The sequence below is a fragment of the Eisenbergiella tayi genome (assembly GCF_001881565.1).
Taxonomy (GTDB): Bacteria; Bacillota; Clostridia; order Lachnospirales; family Lachnospiraceae; genus Eisenbergiella; species Eisenbergiella tayi.
In genome coordinates this window covers 895558-914273 of sequence record NZ_MPDJ01000001.1, presented here as the reverse complement: position 1 = coordinate 914273, position 18716 = coordinate 895558, and the positions used below count along the sequence as shown (strand labels likewise).

Genomic DNA, 18716 nt, shown 5'->3' with positions numbered 1-18716 from the left:
GCTCACGACGGGCTAATGGGAAAACTGGCATTTCAGGTAAAATGAATGAATAGAAAAATCAAGAAATATCGGGCAATTGAATATATAATCCTCTTCTACGCTGCAGTCCTGATGCTTTTAATCGGGCCGTTAGGAATTTTTGATGGTTCACGGGAAGTATCGGGCAATGAGAACGTTCAGGGCAAGACGGCGGCTGTGACTCAGGATGCCAGAATCCAGCAGGTTTTTATCGGCGACGGAGGATATCTGGAAAAAATCAGTATTTATGCGATACAAAACCTGTCCCGCAGGGTGGTTTCCCTGACTATCTCGGATGAACTGGGAGAGACTGTGTTTTCCAGAAGGGTAGCGCTGGACACCTATGAGGCGCCTGGCTTTTTTACCATACCGGTAGAGTTTCAGACCGTACAGGGCAGAGCCTATGTATGGGAAATCAGCCATCCGGAAGAGGCGGTGGAGCTGGGGTATCAGCAGACTGCGGATGCCGGTATCGGTGTGTATGGCAACTATTATTTCATGGGCAGCGATCAGAAGATTGATGAGCAGGTGGGAAACAATATAATCATGCGTTTCCAGTATGCCGATAAGCTGAGTTTTCTGCAGAAGGCCGTGATCCTGTTCGTAATTGCCCTGGCAGCAGGCTTTTCCTTGCTGCTTGTGGAAAATCATGCGAGAAAAAGAAAAATTACCAGGGATGTGAAGGTACAGTGGGTATTTAAGGGTATCTGCAATCCGCTGATCACAGCAGGAGCCATAGCCGGGATCGCCGCGGTATATCCTTTTGCTTATTATGGCGGCGTAAAAGCGGATAAAATGGTATATACGGCCGGTATCCTTGTCATGGCGGCTCTGCTTTTATATGTGGTAAATGCCAAAAGGGACAGTATTGCGCCGCTGCTTCCGCCTCTGAAGGAAACGGTTCTGGACAGGGGGATGGACTGGCTGCAGTGCATTTTTTGGGCAGGCGCGCTCTGGGGCTGTATTGATTATGTAAATGCGATGTATAATATCTATCAGGACTATGCTTACAGGAAGGTCCTGATCTATCTCTGTCTGGTCCTTCTTACCATGTGCGGGAAAAAAGCGCTTTTCCATTGGGGAAATCTGATATGGCTTGCTGTTTCCGCTGTGGCCGGATATTTGTATTACCGCCCTTTCCGCGGGATAGAAGAGCAGGACAAGCTCGCCATGCTGAATGCCATCCTTTTTGCAGCGGCGGGCCTGGTGCTGATTCAGCTGGTCATTATTATATGGAAGAAAAAAACGGCGTGGAAGCAGCTTTCCCCGGCCTTTACGGTTCTTGTTGCCGCCTTTTTTGTCCTTCTTCTTGTTTTTCGGAATACGAGAGGCTGGCCTGTTTATATGGTTACGGCTTTTACCCTGCTTTATATCTTTTATCTTTCCTGGGAAAAGAAAGAACGTTTTCTGGGAATACTCTGTAATGGAATTATATTGAATTTTTTCTGTGCCTTAGTTTTTGCCGTGCTGCGCAGGCCCTTCCGGGCATGGGGCTATTACCGGTACAATTTTGTATTTCATACGGTGACTGTTACGGCGGCTTACCTCACTCTGGTAATCTGTGCGCTGTTTGTAAAGCTGCTGATGCAGTATCATAAATCCCGCAGGCTTCATATGTACTGGACTACTGCGCTTATGTTCGGCATGGCGGTATCTTTTCTTCTGATGACGATGTCGAGGACGGGATATCTTGCTGCTGTGGCAATGGGAATCGTTGTTTTGCTTTTTGTCTCACTGCTGTGCTACAGGGAGAGGTTTTTAAGCTTTCTGGGAAAAACAGGGCTGTTGGTGCTGCTTATACTGCTGAGCTTTCCTGTCACCTATTCCGCGGTGCGGCTGATCCCTCCTCTGTATGATGATCCTTATATATTTGAACTGGAAGCAAATGAGGAAGAGTGGGCGGTGCACAAGGGAGACAAAGCGGATTCCGAAAACTATATCACCTTTCCCAGGTTTGCCTATTGTATTGATGTGAAGCTTTTTGGAGAAGAGCATAGTATTGTCAGAAAATTTGTGGATACCTTCATGGCTGACTCCAGTGCGGAGCCGTATGCTCCGGGGGAAGACAGGCTGGAAGTGAACGGAATGTCTGTAATGCTTGCTTCTTCGCAGGAAACGGAAATTCCGGAACTTGCGCCGGAGGGAGAACAGGACACGGACGCAGATACCGGGGATTCCCAAACGTCGGCAGACGGGCCTTCTGACGAGGAAGATTATTCCAACGGGCGGTTTGAAATTTTCAAACGTTATATATCCCACTGGAACCTGACCGGCCATGATGAGATGGGGGTTGAACTTCCGGATGGTTCTCTCAGTGTCCATGCCCATAATACCTATCTTCAGGTGATTCATGACCATGGCCTTATAACCGGCGCTGTTTATCTGCTGCTGGGAATCGTAAGCCTGATACAGATGTTCCGGTATGCACTGACACTCAGGCAGACAGGCAGGCTTCAGGACAGGGAGAACCCCAGGGACGATTATGCGGCCCTGCCGCTTGCCGTATTTCTGGCCTTTGCTGTTGCGGGGCTGGTGGAGTGGCTGTTCCATCCCTGTAATCCGCTGGGCTTTACCACGATGGCGGTGCTGGCGCCGCTCCTTACATTCCGAGGGAAAAAGAAGAAAAGAGTAAATGAAAATGAAGGATAAAGAAAAGAAGAATTCCCGCCATTTTAATTATCAGTTGTTTTACCGCAGGACGGCTCTGATCATTTATGATATCCTCAGTGTGACGGCATCCAGCTTTCTGGCTATTCTGCTCAGGTATGACATGCATCTGGATGAAATTCCGGATCAGTTCCTGATGCCTATCAGGAACTTCCTTCCGGTGAATATCCTGATTACAATGGGCATTTTCTATCTTTTCCGTTTGTATCACAGCCTGTGGGCTTTTGCCGGCGAGAACGAAATGCAGAATCTGATCATGTCCTGCTTTTTGTCCGCAGTGGTTTCCGGTGTGGGATTGAATCTGTTTAAGGTTTCCGGGAAACCGGTGCCTGACAGTTATTATTTCATGTATCTTTTCCTGCTCATAACCTTTACCTTTATCAGCCGTTTTTCCTATCGTTTTCTCAGAAGCCGCAAGCATAAGATACAGAACAGGAAAAATAATGTATCCGTTATGATTATCGGGGCCGGTGAAGCGGGAAATGCCCTGATTAAAGAGATTGTTACCAGCAATTACAGCACCATGGTTATCCGCTGTATTATTGATGATGATAAACAAAAATGGGGACAGTTCATCCAGGGGATTAAAGTGGTGGGCGGACGTGATAAAATTATCGAATCCGCGGATCTGTATGATATCGATGAAATTTTTGTGGCAATTCCTTCCGCTCCGCCTACGGTAATCCGTGACATCCTGAGCATCTGTAAGGAGACAAACTGTAAGCTGCGTTCCCTTCCAGGCATGTACCAGCTGGTGAACGGCGAGGTGAGCGTAAGCAAACTGCGTGATGTAGAGGTGGAGGATCTTCTGGGAAGAGAACCCATCCGGGTGGATCTGGATTCTATCCTGAGTTATGTACAGAATAAGGTGGTCATGGTTACCGGCGGCGGCGGTTCGATCGGAAGTGAGCTGTGCAGACAGATCGCGTCCCATAAACCGGCCCAGCTGATCATCGTGGATATTTATGAAAATAATGCCTATGATATTCAGCAGGAGCTGATTATCAAATATCCGGAGCTGAAGCTGACCGTTTTGATTGCATCTGTCCGTAATACGAAGCGTATCAATCATATTTTTGAAACCTATAAACCGGATATCGTGTACCATGCGGCGGCCCACAAGCATGTGCCTCTCATGGAGGTCAGCCCTAATGAGGCGATAAAAAATAATGTATTCGGCACCTGGAAGACCGCACAGGCGGCCGCTTTGAACGGGGCGAAGAAATTTGTCATGATTTCCACGGATAAGGCGGTGAATCCCACCAATATCATGGGAGCGAGCAAGCGAATCTGTGAAATGATCGTGCAGACCTTCAATAAACATTATGACACGGAATTTGTGGCGGTTCGTTTCGGAAATGTATTGGGAAGCAACGGCAGTGTCATTCCGCTGTTTAAGAGACAGATCGAGGCGGGCGGGCCTGTTACCGTAACCCACCCCGATATCATCCGTTATTTTATGACGATACCGGAAGCGGTATCCCTTGTCCTGCAGGCCGGGGCCTATGCCAGGGGCGGTGAAATTTTTATCCTGGATATGGGAGAGCCTGTAAAAATCCTGGATCTGGCGAAGAATCTGATCCGTCTTTCCGGCTATAAGCTGGGGGAAGACATACAGATAGAATTTACGGGCCTGCGTCCCGGTGAAAAGCTGTATGAAGAGCTTTTGATGGATGAGGAAGGAATGCAGGATACGGAAAATAAGCTGATCCATATCGGACGTCCCATTGAACTGGATGAGCGGGAATTTTTCATCCAGCTGAAGCGTCTGGAGGATGCTTCCAGGGATGAGGTGGAAGACATCAGGCCTCTGGTGGCCGGTATCGTGCCCACCTATGTATATAATAAGGAAGAGATGTAACTGTAAAGATACGGAACAGTTACAGAGAGGGATGAAGATGAAGGTACATCATGTCGGATATCTTGTGAAAAAACTGGATAAGGCGGCGGAGGAATTCGAGAAGCTGGGGTTCGTCCGTCAGGGAGATATGACAAACGATACATACCGCAAGGTGGATATCCTGTTTCTGGAAAAGGATGGCTATGTGGTAGAACTGGTAAGCCCCAATGCGCCGGACAGTGTGGTTTCGGGACTGATAAAGACCTATAAAAACGCTCCCTATCATATATGCTATGAAAGCGCGGACTTTCAGGCAGACTTAGAGCAGCTCACCCAAAACGGATATGTGCAGATCGATCAGCCGGCGCCGGCTCCCGCCATAGGGAACCGGAACGTGGTGTTTCTCATGAACAGCAGGCTGGGAATGATAGAGCTTCTTGCGTAACTGTGAAGGCACTGAACAGTTACCTTCTTTCAGAATAGTGAATACGGATGAAACCGTAAGAATCGAGGTTATGATGGAACAAAAGGAACAAAGGGAAAAAATTTATCTTTCTTCTCCGACAATGCACGGAGAGGAGCAGAAGTTTGTGGCGGAGGCATTCGATACCAACTGGGTTGCCCCGTTAGGCCCTAATGTGAACAATTTTGAAAAAGAGATGGCGGAATATACCGGCTGCGGATATGCGGCGGCATTGAGCGCGGGTACGGCGGCCATCCATCTGGCGCTGCGTCTGATTGGCATACAGCCGGGTGATATCGTATTTTCATCCGACCTTACGTTTTCCGCTACCTGCAATCCCATCTGTTATGAAAAAGGAACGCCGGTATTCATTGATTCGGAAGAGGATACCTGGAATATGGATCCGCAGGCGTTAAAAAAGGCTTTTGAAAAATATCCGCAGGTAAAGGCTGTTATCTGTGCCCACCTGTACGGAACGCCGGCAAAAATTGATGAAATACGGGCGCTTTGTGATGCTTACAGGGTACCTTTGATTGAGGATGCGGCGGAGTCATTAAGCTCCACCTTCCGGGGACAGATGACGGGAACCTTCGGAGATTACGGCATTTTTTCCTTTAACGGAAATAAAATCATCACTACCTCAGGTGGAGGCATGCTGGTATCCAGTGATGAAAAAGCGATAGAAAAGGCCCGTTTCCTTTCCACCCAGGCAAGGGATAAGGCAAGGCATTATCAGCATTCCCAGCTGGGCTTCAATTACCGCATGTCCAATGTGGTAGCAGGAATCGGCAGAGGACAGCTGATCCATCTGGAAGAGCATAAGCGTAAAAAGAAGGAAATTTACAGACAATATAAAGAAGCATTTGCAGATATTCCGGCATTGGCCATGAATCCCATGAATCCGGACGGGAATGCCAACAACTGGCTGTCCTGTATGACTATCGAGCCGGACAGCGGCGTGACACCGGATATGGTGATGGATGCCCTGGAGGCGGAAAATATCGAATCCCGCCCGATTTGGAAGCCGATGCACCTTCAGCCGTTCTATGAAAACTGTGATTTTATTGCCATGGAGGAAAACGGAAGTGTGGGGGAACGTATCTTCAAGAAGGGCTTCTGTCTTCCCAGCGACATTAAAAATACGCCGGCGGATATGGAACTCATTATCGGAATCATACGCAGTTTTTTTGTATAAGGATAAAATGCAGGAACAGGTAACAGTTGTAGCAGTTCAGACAAGTCTGAATTGTTACAGGAAAAGAGGTCGGCATGTTTTATAAAAAGTTTGGAAAAAGATTTCTGGATTTACTGCTATCTACCCTTGCCATTGTTATATTAAGCCCGGTGCTTCTGGTGGTAGCCATCCTTGTGAGAATCAAGCTTGGCAGTCCTGTGCTTTTCCATCAGGAACGTCCCGGCAGGAATGAAAAAATATTTACCCTGTGCAAATTCCGCACGATGACGGATAAAAGAGATGAAAAGGGAAATCTTCTGCCGGATGCGGACAGGCTGACCAAATTCGGAAAGCTGCTCCGGGCCACGAGTCTGGATGAACTGCCGGAGCTGTTTAACATCTGGAAAGGGGATATGAGCATCATCGGCCCCCGGCCGCTACTGGTGTCTTATCTGCCCTGGTATACGGAAGAAGAAAGGCTGCGTCATACGGTAAGGCCCGGACTGACGGGGCTTGCCCAGGTTTCAGGCAGGAATTTCCTGGACTGGGACAGCAGGCTTTCCAAAGATGTGGAATATGTGAAAAATCTTTCCTTTGCCATGGATATTAAGGTCCTGGTAAAAACGGTAACCGTGGTTTTTGCCAGGGATGAGGTGGCAGAGGACACCTCGGTTTCCGAAGGGAATCTGGCGGAAATCCGGAAAAAAAGGCAGGAGGCACAGGTATGATTAATATATTGATTTTAAGCGCCGGAACCAGGAACAAGGTGGTACAGTATTTCAGGAAAGAACTGGCGGGCAGAGGAAAGGTTTATGCCACGGACTGCAGTGAACTGGCACCGGCTGTTTACGAGGCGGATGAAGCGATTTTAGTCCCGCGCATGACGGAGCCGGGATATCTGGAAACCATTCTGGATATCTGCCGGGAAAAGGAAATTACAGGCGTTTTTTCTCTCATTGACCCGGAACTGACACTTCTTGCGGAACACCGGGAGGAATTTCTTGCGGTGGGAACCACTCCCATCATTTCTTCTCCGGAAGCGGTGGCTCTTTCTTTTGATAAATATCAGATGTACCTTAAGCTGACGGAGCTGGGATTCCCGGCCGCCCGCTGTTTTATGGATCCTGCAGCCTTTGAAAAGGCGGTGGAGGATGGAGAAATGCATTATCCGGTTTTTATAAAGCCGGCCAGAGGAAGCGCGAGCATCAATATCAACAAGGTTTCCTGCAGGGAAGAGGCCGAGCTTTTATGCAGGCTGAATGATGATATGATGATACAGGAATTTATGGATGGTACGGAATACGGCGCGGATGTCTATATTGATATGATTTCCGGCAAGGTAACCTCCATATTTGTAAAGGAAAAAATCAAGATGCGCGCCGGAGAGACGGACAAATCGGTATCCGTCAAAGACGGGCAGCTGTTTGGCCTGATAAAAGATTTCGTTGAAACAATAGGATTTTGTGGTATTATTGACATAGATATTTTCAAGGTGAACGGTAAGTACTATATTTCCGAGGTGAATCCCCGTTTCGGCGGCGGATATCCCCATGCCTATGCCTGCGGAGTGAATGTGCCCGCGCAGATCATACGTAATCTGGAAGGGACGGCCAACGAGGAAGCAATCGGCGCTTATGAAGAAAATATCTGCATGATGAAATACAATGAAATTATGATACGCAGAATGAATGATAATTCGAAAGACTGAAGGCGATCGTTCGGGTTTGACTGAACGGCGGCGACTGAGGAAAGACAAGGAGAAAGCAATGGCTTCTTCCCTATTGATATTATCCAACAGCGATTCCGGGCTTTACGATTTCCGTAAGGAGGTTCTGAAGGCGCTGCTGGAAAAAGGCTTCCGTGTGGCGGTTTCCGTGCCGGATACTGGCTATGTGGACAAGATAAAAGCGTTGGGCTGTGAATATATACCCACCTCCTTTGAACGGCGGGGGATGAATCCTGTCAAGGACATGAAGCTGATGCTTTTCTACCGGAGGCTGATGAAAGAATACCGTCCGCTGGCGGTGCTGACTTATACCATTAAACCGAATATTTACGGCGGCCTGGCGGCGAGGCTGACAGGAACCCCCTATCTGGTAAATGTTACGGGGCTGGGGACTACGCTGGAAAACGGCGGGCTTCTGCAGAAAATGATTATCCTTATGTACAGAACCGCTTTGAAAAAAGCCGGCTGTGTCTTTTTCCAGAATAAAGGGAACCGGGATTTTATGGTTCAAAAGAAATGTGCTTCAGGGAAGGTGCGGGTGATTCCGGGTTCCGGAGTGAACCTCACGGAACACAGGCCGGAGGAGTATCCGGGGGATAGCGGGCAAATCCGTTTTGTGTCTGTTATGCGCCTGATGAAGGATAAGGGAATCGAGGAGTTGATGGCGGCGGCACAGACGGTCCATGAGAAGCATCCGGAAACCCTGTTTCAGATTCTGGGAGCCTATGAAGAGGAAACCAGGGATGTGTATGAGCCGAGGGTGAAGGAGCTTCAGGAAAAAGGAATCCTTATGCATTATGGATACCGGGACGATGTTCCCGTATTTCTGAAGGAATGCCAGGCGGTTATCCATCCTTCTTATCATGAGGGAATGTCCAATGTGCTCCTTGAGGCGGCGGCGACGGCGCGGCCGGTGCTTGCAAGCGCTGTGGAAGGATGTCTTGATACGTTTTCGGAAGGGGTGAGCGGGCTGAGCTTTCAGGCCCAGGACAGCGGCAGCCTTGCGGAAGCGGCGGAACGATTCCTTGCCATGTCTTATGAGGAAAGAAAAGAAATGGGGCTTCAGGGAAGGAAATATGTGGAGGAAAAGTTCGACAGGAACTTTGTGGTAGCCGCATATCTGGAAGAGATCTCCCGCATACAGCAGAACAGGTAAGTTTTGCCGGAAGCGGCTATTGTTGTTTCCGGCATTTATCCATAAAAAAGACAGATACGAATGAAACAGATTCGGGTTTAGGAGGACACAGATGGGATTATATGAAAAACTTGTGAACGGAGAAGAAAAGCTTTCTCTTGTAGGCCTCGGCTATGTGGGAATGCCCATTGCGGTAGCCTTCGGCAGGAAAATCAATGTTATCGGCTATGATTTGAATGCGCAGAAGGTAGAGCAGTATAAAGCGGGCTATGATCCTACCAGAGAGGTGGGAGACGATGTGATCAAGCAGGCAAATGTGGAGTTCACAGCGGATGAAACCAAACTGAAGGAAGCGAAATTCCATATCGTTGCGGTACCCACACCGGTGAATGATGATCATACGCCGGATTTACGTCCGGTTGAGGGCGCGAGCCGTACCGTAGGGCGCAATCTGGTGAAGGGAAGTATTGTAGTATTTGAATCCACGGTATATCCCGGAGTGACCGAGGACATCTGCGTTCCGATTATGGAAAAGGAATCGGGTTTAACATGCGGCGTGGATTTCAAAGTAGGCTATTCTCCGGAACGTATTAACCCCGGCGACAAGGTTCACCGACTGGAAACGATTGTGAAGATTGTTTCCGGGATGGACGAAGAGACGCTGGATACTATAGCAAAGGTATATGAGCTTGTGGTGGAAGCCGGAGTATACAGGGCTGATTCCATTAAAGTGGCGGAGGCGGCCAAGGTAATTGAAAACAGCCAGAGAGATATTAATATTGCGTTTATGAATGAACTCTCCATTATTTTCAACAAGCTTGGGATTGATACGAAGTCTGTTCTTGAGGCGGCAGGCACCAAATGGAATTTTCTGAACTTTTTCCCGGGCCTTGTAGGAGGCCACTGCATCGGAGTTGACCCTTATTATCTTACGTATAAGGCAGAGGAGCTGGGGTATCATTCCCAGATCATTCTGTCCGGACGCCGGATTAATGACGATATGGGCAGATATGTGGCGGAAAATGTGGTAAAGAACCTGATTAAGGCTGATATTGCGGTTAAGACTGCCAGGGTGGCGATTCTGGGCTTCACCTTCAAGGAGAACTGTCCGGATACCAGAAACACCAAGGTGATCGATATTGTAAAGGAACTGCGGGAATACGGCATCGAGCCGGTGATTGTGGATGAGACGGCGGATGCACAGGAAGCGGAAAGGCTGTATGGCGTGAAGCTTGCGGGCAGAGAGGCAGTTAAGGATCTGGATGCATTGGTCATTGCCGTAGCGCATGAGGAATTCAGCCATCTGTCCAAGGAAGAGATAGCAGGCTTCTTTAATCAGGCCCATGAAAAAAAGGTACTGGTTGATATCAAGGGAATTCTGAACCGTCGTGATTATATGACGGAGGAATATATGTACTGGAGATTGTAAGCAACAGTTCGTATAGAATTAAATGTTTTATCATAAGGAGAGTTAACATGGGCTATAAAAATTTACAGTTTGACAAAGACAGTGTATTTCTTGTAACAGGCGGAGCAGGATTCATCGGTTCCAATCTGTGTGAAGCGATTCTGGATATGGGCTATCAGGTGAGATGCCTGGATGATTTATCTACCGGAAAGCAGGAAAACGTGGAAATGTTCCTGGACAGGCCGGGATATACCTTTATTAAAGGAGATATCAAGGATCTGGAAACCTGCAGGCGTGCCTGCGACGGTGTGGATTATGTGCTGAACCAGGCGGCCTGGGGCAGCGTTCCCCGGAGTATTGAAATGCCCATTTTCTATGAGCAGAATAACATCGGCGGAACTCTGAATATGATGGAAGCGGCCAGAGAAAGCGGCGTGAAGAAATTTGTCTATGCTTCCAGCTCATCCGTATACGGCGATCATCCCGCCCTTCCCAAAAAGGAAGGAATCGAGGGGGAGGTCCTTTCTCCTTATGCTCTTACCAAGCGGACGAATGAGGAATATGGAAAGCTGTATAAGAAGCTGTATGATCTGGATACCTACGGACTGCGTTATTTTAACGTATTCGGACGCAGACAGAATCCGGACGGCATGTATGCGGCCGTTATTCCCAAGTTTTTAAAGCAGCTGCTTCATGATGAGGTTCCCACCATCAACGGGGACGGAAAGCAGTCCCGTGACTTTACTTATATCGACAACGTTATCGAAGCGAACCTGAAAGCCTGCCTGGCTTCCGGGGATGCTGCCGGAGAAGCCTATAATATCGGATCCGGCGGAAGAGAATTTCTTATAGATATTTATTACGATCTGTGCAAAGCGCTGGGCAAGGAAATGGAGCCTAATTTCGGGCCTCCGAGAAGAGGGGATGTCCGGGATTCCAATGCGGATATCACGAAAGCAAGAGAAAATCTGGGTTATGACCCGGACTATGACTTTGCGTCAGGAATCAAGCTGGCAATCGATTGGTATAAGGAAAACCTGAAGTAAGGACGGACGGGGCCTGTGTCTGTCCGCCAGGTTTTTTCTCCCGCCAGGGTATTCTGCCGCTGACTGCCGGTGTGTGCAGCCGGGCCCGCCGCATGGTATGATCCTTTGCAGGCGCAGTTATACCGGGCATTGCGATGAGCCCGAAGCAAAAAAGTGTTAGGAGTGCCTTCCACTTTTTCGGTCTCATCTCCATGGTATAAGATGCGTCTGCAAAGGATCATACCATGCGGCGGGCCCGGCTGCACACACCGGCAGTCAGCGGCAGAATGCCCGGCGGGAGAAAAAACCTGGCGGACAGACACAGGCCCCTGAGGGTTGTGGCAGGCTTCCATTTTTGGGAAGAGGTGGAAGGAGAGAAGAGACTGGGGCGGGGGAAGGGAAAAGAGAAGAGAGAGATGTGAATGGGAAGGAGAGACGGGAATGGATTATAAGGTGGTTATATTTGGGGTGAAGGATACTACGGGGGAGATAGTGTCTTTTGTTCAGGAGAATATATGTGCTGTGGATTTGGTGGTGACGATTCATCCGGATGTTCTTTCGGGGAATGAGGTTTCGGGGTATCAGGGGCTGGGGTATCTGACGGAGCGGTTCGGGATTCCTGTGTTTGAAACGCGGTCTTATGGGCTGAAGGATGAGGATACGGTGCGGTTTTTTGAGGAGAATACGTTTGAGATCGGGATTTCGATGGGGTGGCAGAGGCTGATTCCTCAGGGGGTGCTGGATCGGTTCCGGTATGGGATTTTTGGGTTTCATGGGAGCTGTGGGTATCTTCCTTTCGGGAGGGGGAGGTCGCCGCTTAATTGGTCGGTGATTAACGGGGATACGAGGTTTGTGCTGAATTTGTTTCAGTATGATGCGGATCCGGACAGTCCTAATGTGTTTGCTAATGAGATGTTTTCGATTAATGCGCATGATACGATACGGACTTTGCAGTATAAGAATATTCTTGTGTCCAAGAGATTGATTCGCAGGCTTTTGGAGGCTTATGGGGATGGGAATATTGTGATCAGGCGTGAGTCGAAGGATTTTGGCGGGTGGTATAATAAACGTACGGCGGCGGACGGGAAGATTGATTTTCATGGGAGGACGCGGGATATTTATAATCTGGTGAGAGGGGTGAGCAGGCCTTTTCCGGGGGCTTTCTGTTTCTGTGGGGAAGAGCGGGTTACGGTGTGGAGTGCACATCCTTTTGATGAGATGCTGGATTTTTCCGGGTATGCGCCGGGGGAAATTGTTGATATAATTGACGGGAAGCTGATTGTGCGTACGGTGGACGGGTCGCTTTTGATTGAGGAGTATGAGTGCGGGCGGAAGCTGTGTGCGGGGGACATGCTGGAATGAAAATAGCAATCCGTATGGATGATATTACGCCGGATATGAATTGGGATAATTTCCTGGCTTTGAAGGCTTTGTTTGATAGGTATCATATTTGTCCGCTGATTGGGGTGGTTCCGGATAACCGGGATGATGGTCTGCGGATTATGGAGCCGCGTGAGGATTTCTGGGAATATCTGAAGGAGCTTCAGGGGGAGGGGTGGATGATCGCGCAGCATGGCTGTTATCATCAGTATACGACCCGTAAGGGCGGGCTTTTTCCTTTGAATTGTTTTTCGGAGTATGCGGGAGTGCCATTGGAACAGCAGAGGAGTATGATTTCCTGCGGGAAGAAAAAGCTGGAAGAGCGGGGGATTTATACGGATATTTTTATGGCTCCGGGGCATACGTTTGATAAAAATACGTTAAAGGCGCTGAAGGAGTGCGGTTTTTCTTTTCTGACAGACGGATTCGGTAAGAAGCCGTATTGTCGGGAGGGGCTTACTTTTCTGCCTGTTTCCAGCAGGAAAAAGGATTGTTTCCGGGGGAAGCAGGGCTATACGACGCTGGTGATTCATGCCAATGGAATGAATGCTTCGGAAATCGGGTGGTATGAAAGAATGCTTGCAGAGTATCCGGAAAAATTCATTTCTTATAAGGAATTTATGGAAATTCCGGGAGAAAAGCGTGGATTTGCAGGAAATCTTGCAGAATATCTGCAGGCGAGCGCAAAACGGATCTTGGCAAAGCTGATTGGGCTGCGCCATGGAAACGGAGGGAATGGCCGGTGAAGGAACCAATAAGAGTGCTTCAGGTTCTGGGAGGAACCAACCTGGGAGGGGCGGAAAGCCGGGTTATGGACAGCTACCGTCATATGGACCGGGATAAAATACAGTTTGATTTCTGTGTCCATACGGAAGAGAGGGGTTTTTTTGACGAGGAGATAGAGCGGCTGGGCGGCCATGTGTATCGTGTGCCCAGATTCCGGGTGGTGAACTGGGTATCTTACAGGAAGGCCTGGAAGGATTTTTTCAGGGAGCATCCGGGATACCGGGCTGTACATGGCCATATGACAAGCACGGCATCCATCTATCTGCCGGTTGCCAAAAAGGCGGGTGTGCCTCTTACGATAGCCCATGCAAGAAGCGCCGGCGTGGATCCGGGAATGAAGGGAAGGATAACCAGATTCCTGCGCCGGAATCTGGGGAAAAAGGCGGATCTTTGCCTGACCTGTTCCAAACTGGCCGGAGAGGCGGTGTTTGGGGAGAAGATGGCACGGGCGGGACTGGTTCGTACGGTGCCTAATGCCATTGATGCGGCGGCTTTTGCCTATAGGGAAGAGATTCGTGATAAAATGCGGCTTCAGCTTCAGATCCCGCAGGATGCTTTTGTTATCGGGCATGTGGGGCGCTTCGGGCATATGAAGAACCATACGTTTCTTTTGGATGTATTTGAGCAGGTGAATAAGAAGCTTCCCTCGTCTATGCTGCTGCTGGTGGGAGAAGGGGGCCTGCAGGATATGATAAAAGAAAAAGCGGCGGCTTTGGGGCTGGCGGATAAAGTGATTTTTACCGGGAATCAGGCCGATGTCAGTGATTATTACCAGGCCATGGATTTTTTTGTTTTCCCTTCTGTCTTTGAAGGCCTTCCGGGGACGGTGATCGAGGCTCAGGCAAGCGGCCTCAGATGTCTGGTGTCGGACAGTGTGACGCCGGAGGTGCTGATTACGGAGCTGGCCCAGGCGGAACCGCTTTCACTGGGGGCCGGTGCGTGGGCTGCAAATGTACTGGAAAGAAAAGAGTATGTCAGAAATCAGATGACGCAGGCCATTAAGGCTGCGGGCTTTGATGTATCGGATCAGGTAAAGATGCTGGAAAAGATTTATCTGCAGGAGAATTGCCAATGAAGAAAAAAATAATGCTCATCGTACCTATGCTGCACCAGGGCGGCTTCGAACGGGTCTGTGTAGCCACGGCCCGTCTGCTGGAGCCTTTTTATGAGGTGTATATTGTGATTTTCAGCTCCCGGGATATTGCTTATGATATCCGGGGACTCCGGGTTATTGATCTGCATATGGGGGCGGAGGACGGAAAACTGCGTAAAATCCGTAATGTGTTCCGCAGAAGCCGGAAGGTGAGCAGCCTGAAAAAGGAATTGGGTGTCGATATTGCGTACAGCTTCGGGCCTACGGCCAATCTGGTCAATGTGTTCTCCCGGTCATCAGGAAAAACATGGTGCGGGGTACGCAGCTATATGGACATGGGGAATCCCAGGCTGCTGAAGCTTTTCTGCTCCCGATCGGATAAGATTGTCTGCTGTTCCCGTGTAATCGAAGAGGAAATCCGGGAAAAATTCCAATGTACGAAGACCGTTACTCTCTATAATCCTTTTGATATCAGGGAGGAACAGGAAAAGACTGCTCAGGAAGAGGAACGCATGCCCTTCCAGGACTGCGGCAGTGTGATCGTATCCATGGGGCGTCAGGATGATGTAAAAGGCTTCTGGCACCTGCTGAAAAGCTTTGCGCTGCTTTATAAAAAGAAGCCGGAGGCAAGATTGCTGATTGTAGGCGAGGGTGATTTTCAGGAATATTGGAAGCTGGCTGAGGACTTGAAGATTTCGGGCGCGGTAAGTTTTCCGGGGGTGAAAAAAAATCCGTTCCCCTGGCTGAATCTGGGAAGCATCTATGTGATGACCTCTTTAAATGAAGGATTTCCCAACGTACTTGTGGAAGCGATGGCTTTGGGGAAACCGGTGATTTCCACCAACTGTATGACCGGCCCTGCCGAGATTCTTATGGATGATTTCAAGGCTTATGTGGGAAAAGAGGAGTATATAGACGGAGATTATGGCATTCTGATTCCTAACCTGGATACGGAAAAAAATCTGGACGCGTCGCTGATTACACCGGAGGAAGAGCGTCTGGCACAGCAGATGATGCGTCTGCTCGACAGTACGATTCTGTATGAGAAATACAAAAAAGCGTCCCTGGAAAGGGCTGCCGGTTTCTCAAATGAGGCTTATGCCGGGAAGCTGCGTGAAATGGCGGAGGAAATGTAATGGTGATTAGGGAAGTAAAAGAATGGGAATTACAGGAACTGCTGTCCCTGTATCTGTTTCTTCATGAAAAGGCGCTGCCTGAGGATATGGAACCTCTGTCGTCGGCATGGGAGCAGATTATGGCGGATCCCAATCATCATATTATCGTGGCGGAAGAAGAGGGGAAGCTTGTTTCATCCTGTGTCTGCGTAATAATTCCTAACCTGACAAGGAAGGGAAGGCCATATGCTTTTATAGAAAATGTGGTTACCCACAGTGATTACCGGAAAAGAGGGCTGGCCGCCGCCTGCCTGGACTATGCCAAATCCATGGCGGAAGCTGCCGGCTGTTATAAAATGATGCTCCTTACCGGTGCAAAGGATGAAGGAACGCTGGAGTTTTATAAGAAGGCCGGGTATAACTGTAAGGATAAGACGGCTTTTATACAGTGGCTGTGATATTACATAGAAGTTTTCAATAAAGAAACATTCCGGAAAAACTTTGAGAAAAAGTTATCCGGAATGTTTCTTTTTGAATAGGGAATTTTTGATTCCCGGTATATCTGACAGTTATGATAAAAAGATGTGTTCCCACGGGCAGAGAATGGAAGGTTCTCTTGTCTGTTTAACTTATAACTTTAAACCCCGGTACCGATTGAAGCAGGCAAAAATTTCCTGCCTTCTGGGAACGGCAAGGTCTGTGGGGAGATAACCCGAACCGGACAGAGCCTCAAGTCCCTTTTTCTCTATGAGTGACAGCAGAGAATCCACCAGGGCCTTCATGGTGGTTTGTCCGTTAAAGAGATTTTTTTCAGCCAGAGCCAACATAAAGGAGAGGGCGGCAGTCTGTTCCGAATCAGCAAGCTGTTCCAGATACCGCAGGTCAATGTCTTCCCGGCCCAGCTGGATATTCTCCCTGCCGTGTACTTTTGTTTTCAGGCGATCATCTTTTCGGAGAGCCGGATTATAGCCGGGGGCACGGCGGAAGGAAGGCAGTTCCGGATCAGGAAGAAGCTGGGGCATTCCTGCTTCCGGGCTTTCCGGATTCCGGGCCGCATAGAGTTCAGCTTCTTTTTTGGCAAAGGCGGTAATATCTTTTGGGACATAGCGATCCATCTGGATAATGGCATCGGCTATATGAAAATAGGAGCCGGAGCTTCCTGCGACAATGACGGAAGAGATACCGCATACTTCATAGAGAAAACGGGCTCTTTCAATAAAAGGAGTGATGGGTTCTTCCTCACGGCATACCACCCGCTGCATCAGTTCGTCCCGGATCATAAAATTAGTGGCACAGGTGTCTTCATCGATGAGGAAAAGGGAAGTGCCGCTCTCCATTCCTTCGATGACGTTGGCTGCCTGGGAGGTGCTGCCGCTGGCATCTTCCGTATAAAAGGCTTTGGTGTCTTTGCCGTTCGGCAGATTGTTGATAAACATGGAAATATCTGTTTTTTTAATGCTTCTGCCGTCTTCCGCACGGATTTTCAGCGCGCTGTCATCCGTGATCACATATTCTCTGCCGTCTCCGGCGATATGATTATAAACCCCCAGCTCTAAGGCTTCCAGCAGTGTGGATTTGCCGTGGTAGCCTCCGCCTACAATAAGGGTGATGCCTTTTCGGATGCCCATTCCCGTGATCGGGCCGTGGTGAGGAAGATCGAGAGTGACTTCCATGGAGGCAGGAGAGGTAAAAGGGATCCCATCTCTCATGGGCCTGTCCGATACGCCCGACTGTCTGGGCAGGATGGAACCGTTAGCCACAAAAGCGCACAGATCCAGCTCAGGAAGCCGGGTACGGATCGCATGCTGATCTTCTGCCAGGTCTATCACCTTACGGACACCTGCGGGAGAAAGCTTTTTATAAAAGCAGACAGTCTGCACACAGGCCGGGAGAAAGTCAAAAAGAATCCGTTCCAGCTGGGAGGCGTTGATAGTCCTTCCGTTTGCAGGAAAGCCTGCGGCAAGGCGGATATGAAGGCCTCCGTTTTCCGGATGGATGGTCACGGCCGAGCGTTCCAGAATTTCCTGACCGCACCGGCTGACGCTGATAAGGCCGCTCTTGCCGGAGCCTTTGGCTTTAAAGGTGTACTTTTCGATTTCCTGGTAAAAAAGGCGGTTGAGGTAATCCTGGAGGGCCACCCGTTTGTACCTGGTATCGAAGAGGGAGCCGGGGAAGCCTGCTGTTTTTCCGTCAACAAGGATGCTCAGGCGGGATGGAGAGGCAAAGGGATCTCCCTGTACATGGTCGATGGATAAAACAAAGTTCCCGAAGGAATAGCTTCCCTTGAGGTCTTTATAGGCGGGATAGCTTTTATGATCGATGGCGCGGAGTGCACGGCGCAGGTCTTCTGCATTTTTCATGGTGATCAGATCCTTTCTGTAAAAAATGTGTTGTTTTTACTTTATCACAGGTGGCGGGGGAGTGCAAAGGGGGGGAGGCGAGATTTTCTGGAATCCGTGCAGTGTTCCTGGCCGGCATGTGCCCCCGGCGCTTTGGTTCCGGGCAAGGGAAAGGTCTCGGAGGCAGATCCGGACTGCGCCGGACATTCCGATGAGCCCGAGGGCGGCAGATGGGACAGGTGGGGCTGTCCCATCTGCCCGGTCTCATCTGCATGACGCAGAAAGGATCTGCCTCCGAGATCTTTCCCTTGCCCGGAACCAAAGCGCCGGGGGCACCTGACGGCCAGGAACACTGCACGGATTCCAGAAAATCAGGAAGGTTATGGAGTAAATGAAGACATTTGAGTATATTTAGGGATAAATAGTCTGAATCAAAGTTGGCCCAAATAAAGAATAAACGAATGGGGAGTACATGGTAAAGAAAACAGAATAAAAAAAGAAACAGAAGAAACAAAAAAAGGTAAGGATAAAAACAGATGCCGCCATA

At 49.2% G+C, this 18716-nt stretch carries 15 protein-coding genes; 14 read left to right on the top strand and 1 reads right to left on the bottom strand.

Annotated features, from left to right (window positions below):
* The first annotated feature begins 45 nt into the window (after positions 1-45).
* From BLA28_RS03750 to BLA28_RS03685, 14 genes are all read left to right on the top strand, one after another.
* Positions 46-2667 (top strand): O-antigen ligase family protein, encoded by a 2622-nt coding sequence (locus BLA28_RS03750; protein WP_069156066.1) that lies wholly within the window; start codon positions 46-48, stop codon positions 2665-2667.
* Positions 2657-4546 (top strand): polysaccharide biosynthesis protein, encoded by a 1890-nt coding sequence (locus BLA28_RS03745; protein ID WP_176726800.1) that lies wholly within the window; start codon positions 2657-2659, stop codon positions 4544-4546. The genes BLA28_RS03750 and BLA28_RS03745 overlap by 11 nt, the downstream gene beginning before the upstream one ends.
* A gap of 37 nt (positions 4547-4583) precedes the next feature.
* Positions 4584-4970 carry a VOC family protein gene (locus BLA28_RS03740; RefSeq protein WP_009251383.1) on the top strand — a complete coding sequence of 129 codons (387 nt, stop codon included), beginning with the start codon at positions 4584-4586 and terminating at the stop codon, positions 4968-4970.
* A gap of 73 nt (positions 4971-5043) precedes the next feature.
* Complete coding sequence (locus BLA28_RS03735; RefSeq protein WP_069156592.1) at positions 5044-6183, top strand: aminotransferase class I/II-fold pyridoxal phosphate-dependent enzyme; 1140 nt, start codon at positions 5044-5046, stop codon at positions 6181-6183.
* Positions 6184-6257: 74 nt separating this feature from the next.
* Positions 6258-6890 carry a sugar transferase gene (locus BLA28_RS03730; protein ID WP_009251381.1) on the top strand — a complete coding sequence of 211 codons (633 nt, stop codon included), beginning with the start codon at positions 6258-6260 and terminating at the stop codon, positions 6888-6890.
* Positions 6887-7870, top strand: a complete 984-nt coding sequence (locus BLA28_RS03725; RefSeq protein ID WP_069156065.1) for an ATP-grasp domain-containing protein — start codon at positions 6887-6889, stop codon at positions 7868-7870. The genes BLA28_RS03730 and BLA28_RS03725 overlap by 4 nt, the downstream gene beginning before the upstream one ends.
* A 58-nt stretch (positions 7871-7928) precedes the next feature.
* Positions 7929-9044: a glycosyltransferase family 4 protein gene (locus BLA28_RS03720; RefSeq protein WP_069156064.1), complete on the top strand. Its 1116-nt coding sequence runs from the start codon at positions 7929-7931 to the stop codon at positions 9042-9044.
* 91 nt (positions 9045-9135) lie between these two features.
* On the top strand, positions 9136-10452 hold the full coding sequence (locus BLA28_RS03715) for a nucleotide sugar dehydrogenase (RefSeq protein WP_016359999.1): 1317 nt from the start codon (positions 9136-9138) through the stop codon (positions 10450-10452).
* Positions 10453-10499: 47 nt separating this feature from the next.
* Complete coding sequence (locus BLA28_RS03710) at positions 10500-11477, top strand: SDR family oxidoreductase (protein ID WP_009251377.1); 978 nt, start codon at positions 10500-10502, stop codon at positions 11475-11477.
* Between the two features lie 420 nt (positions 11478-11897).
* The gene (locus BLA28_RS03705) at positions 11898-12818 is read left to right on the top strand and encodes a methionyl-tRNA formyltransferase (RefSeq protein WP_069156063.1); all 921 of its coding nucleotides are present in this window, start codon (positions 11898-11900) and stop codon (positions 12816-12818) included.
* Positions 12815-13582 carry a DUF2334 domain-containing protein gene (locus BLA28_RS03700; RefSeq protein WP_071698888.1) on the top strand — a complete coding sequence of 256 codons (768 nt, stop codon included), beginning with the start codon at positions 12815-12817 and terminating at the stop codon, positions 13580-13582. The genes BLA28_RS03705 and BLA28_RS03700 overlap by 4 nt, the downstream gene beginning before the upstream one ends.
* Positions 13579-14697 (top strand): glycosyltransferase family 1 protein, encoded by a 1119-nt coding sequence (locus tag BLA28_RS03695; RefSeq protein WP_069156061.1) that lies wholly within the window; start codon positions 13579-13581, stop codon positions 14695-14697. The genes BLA28_RS03700 and BLA28_RS03695 overlap by 4 nt, the downstream gene beginning before the upstream one ends.
* Positions 14694-15851: a glycosyltransferase gene (locus BLA28_RS03690; protein ID WP_069156060.1), complete on the top strand. Its 1158-nt coding sequence runs from the start codon at positions 14694-14696 to the stop codon at positions 15849-15851. The genes BLA28_RS03695 and BLA28_RS03690 overlap by 4 nt, the downstream gene beginning before the upstream one ends.
* Positions 15851-16288, top strand: a complete 438-nt coding sequence (locus BLA28_RS03685; protein ID WP_009251372.1) for a GNAT family N-acetyltransferase — start codon at positions 15851-15853, stop codon at positions 16286-16288. Before BLA28_RS03690 ends, BLA28_RS03685 begins: the two co-directional genes overlap by 1 nt.
* Before the next feature lie 171 nt (positions 16289-16459).
* Here the strand turns inward: BLA28_RS03685 and BLA28_RS03680 are convergent, their stop codons facing one another.
* The gene (locus tag BLA28_RS03680) at positions 16460-18190 is read right to left on the bottom strand and encodes an ABC-ATPase domain-containing protein (RefSeq protein ID WP_069156059.1); all 1731 of its coding nucleotides are present in this window, start codon (positions 18188-18190) and stop codon (positions 16460-16462) included.
* Between the last annotated feature and the right edge of the window lie 526 nt (positions 18191-18716).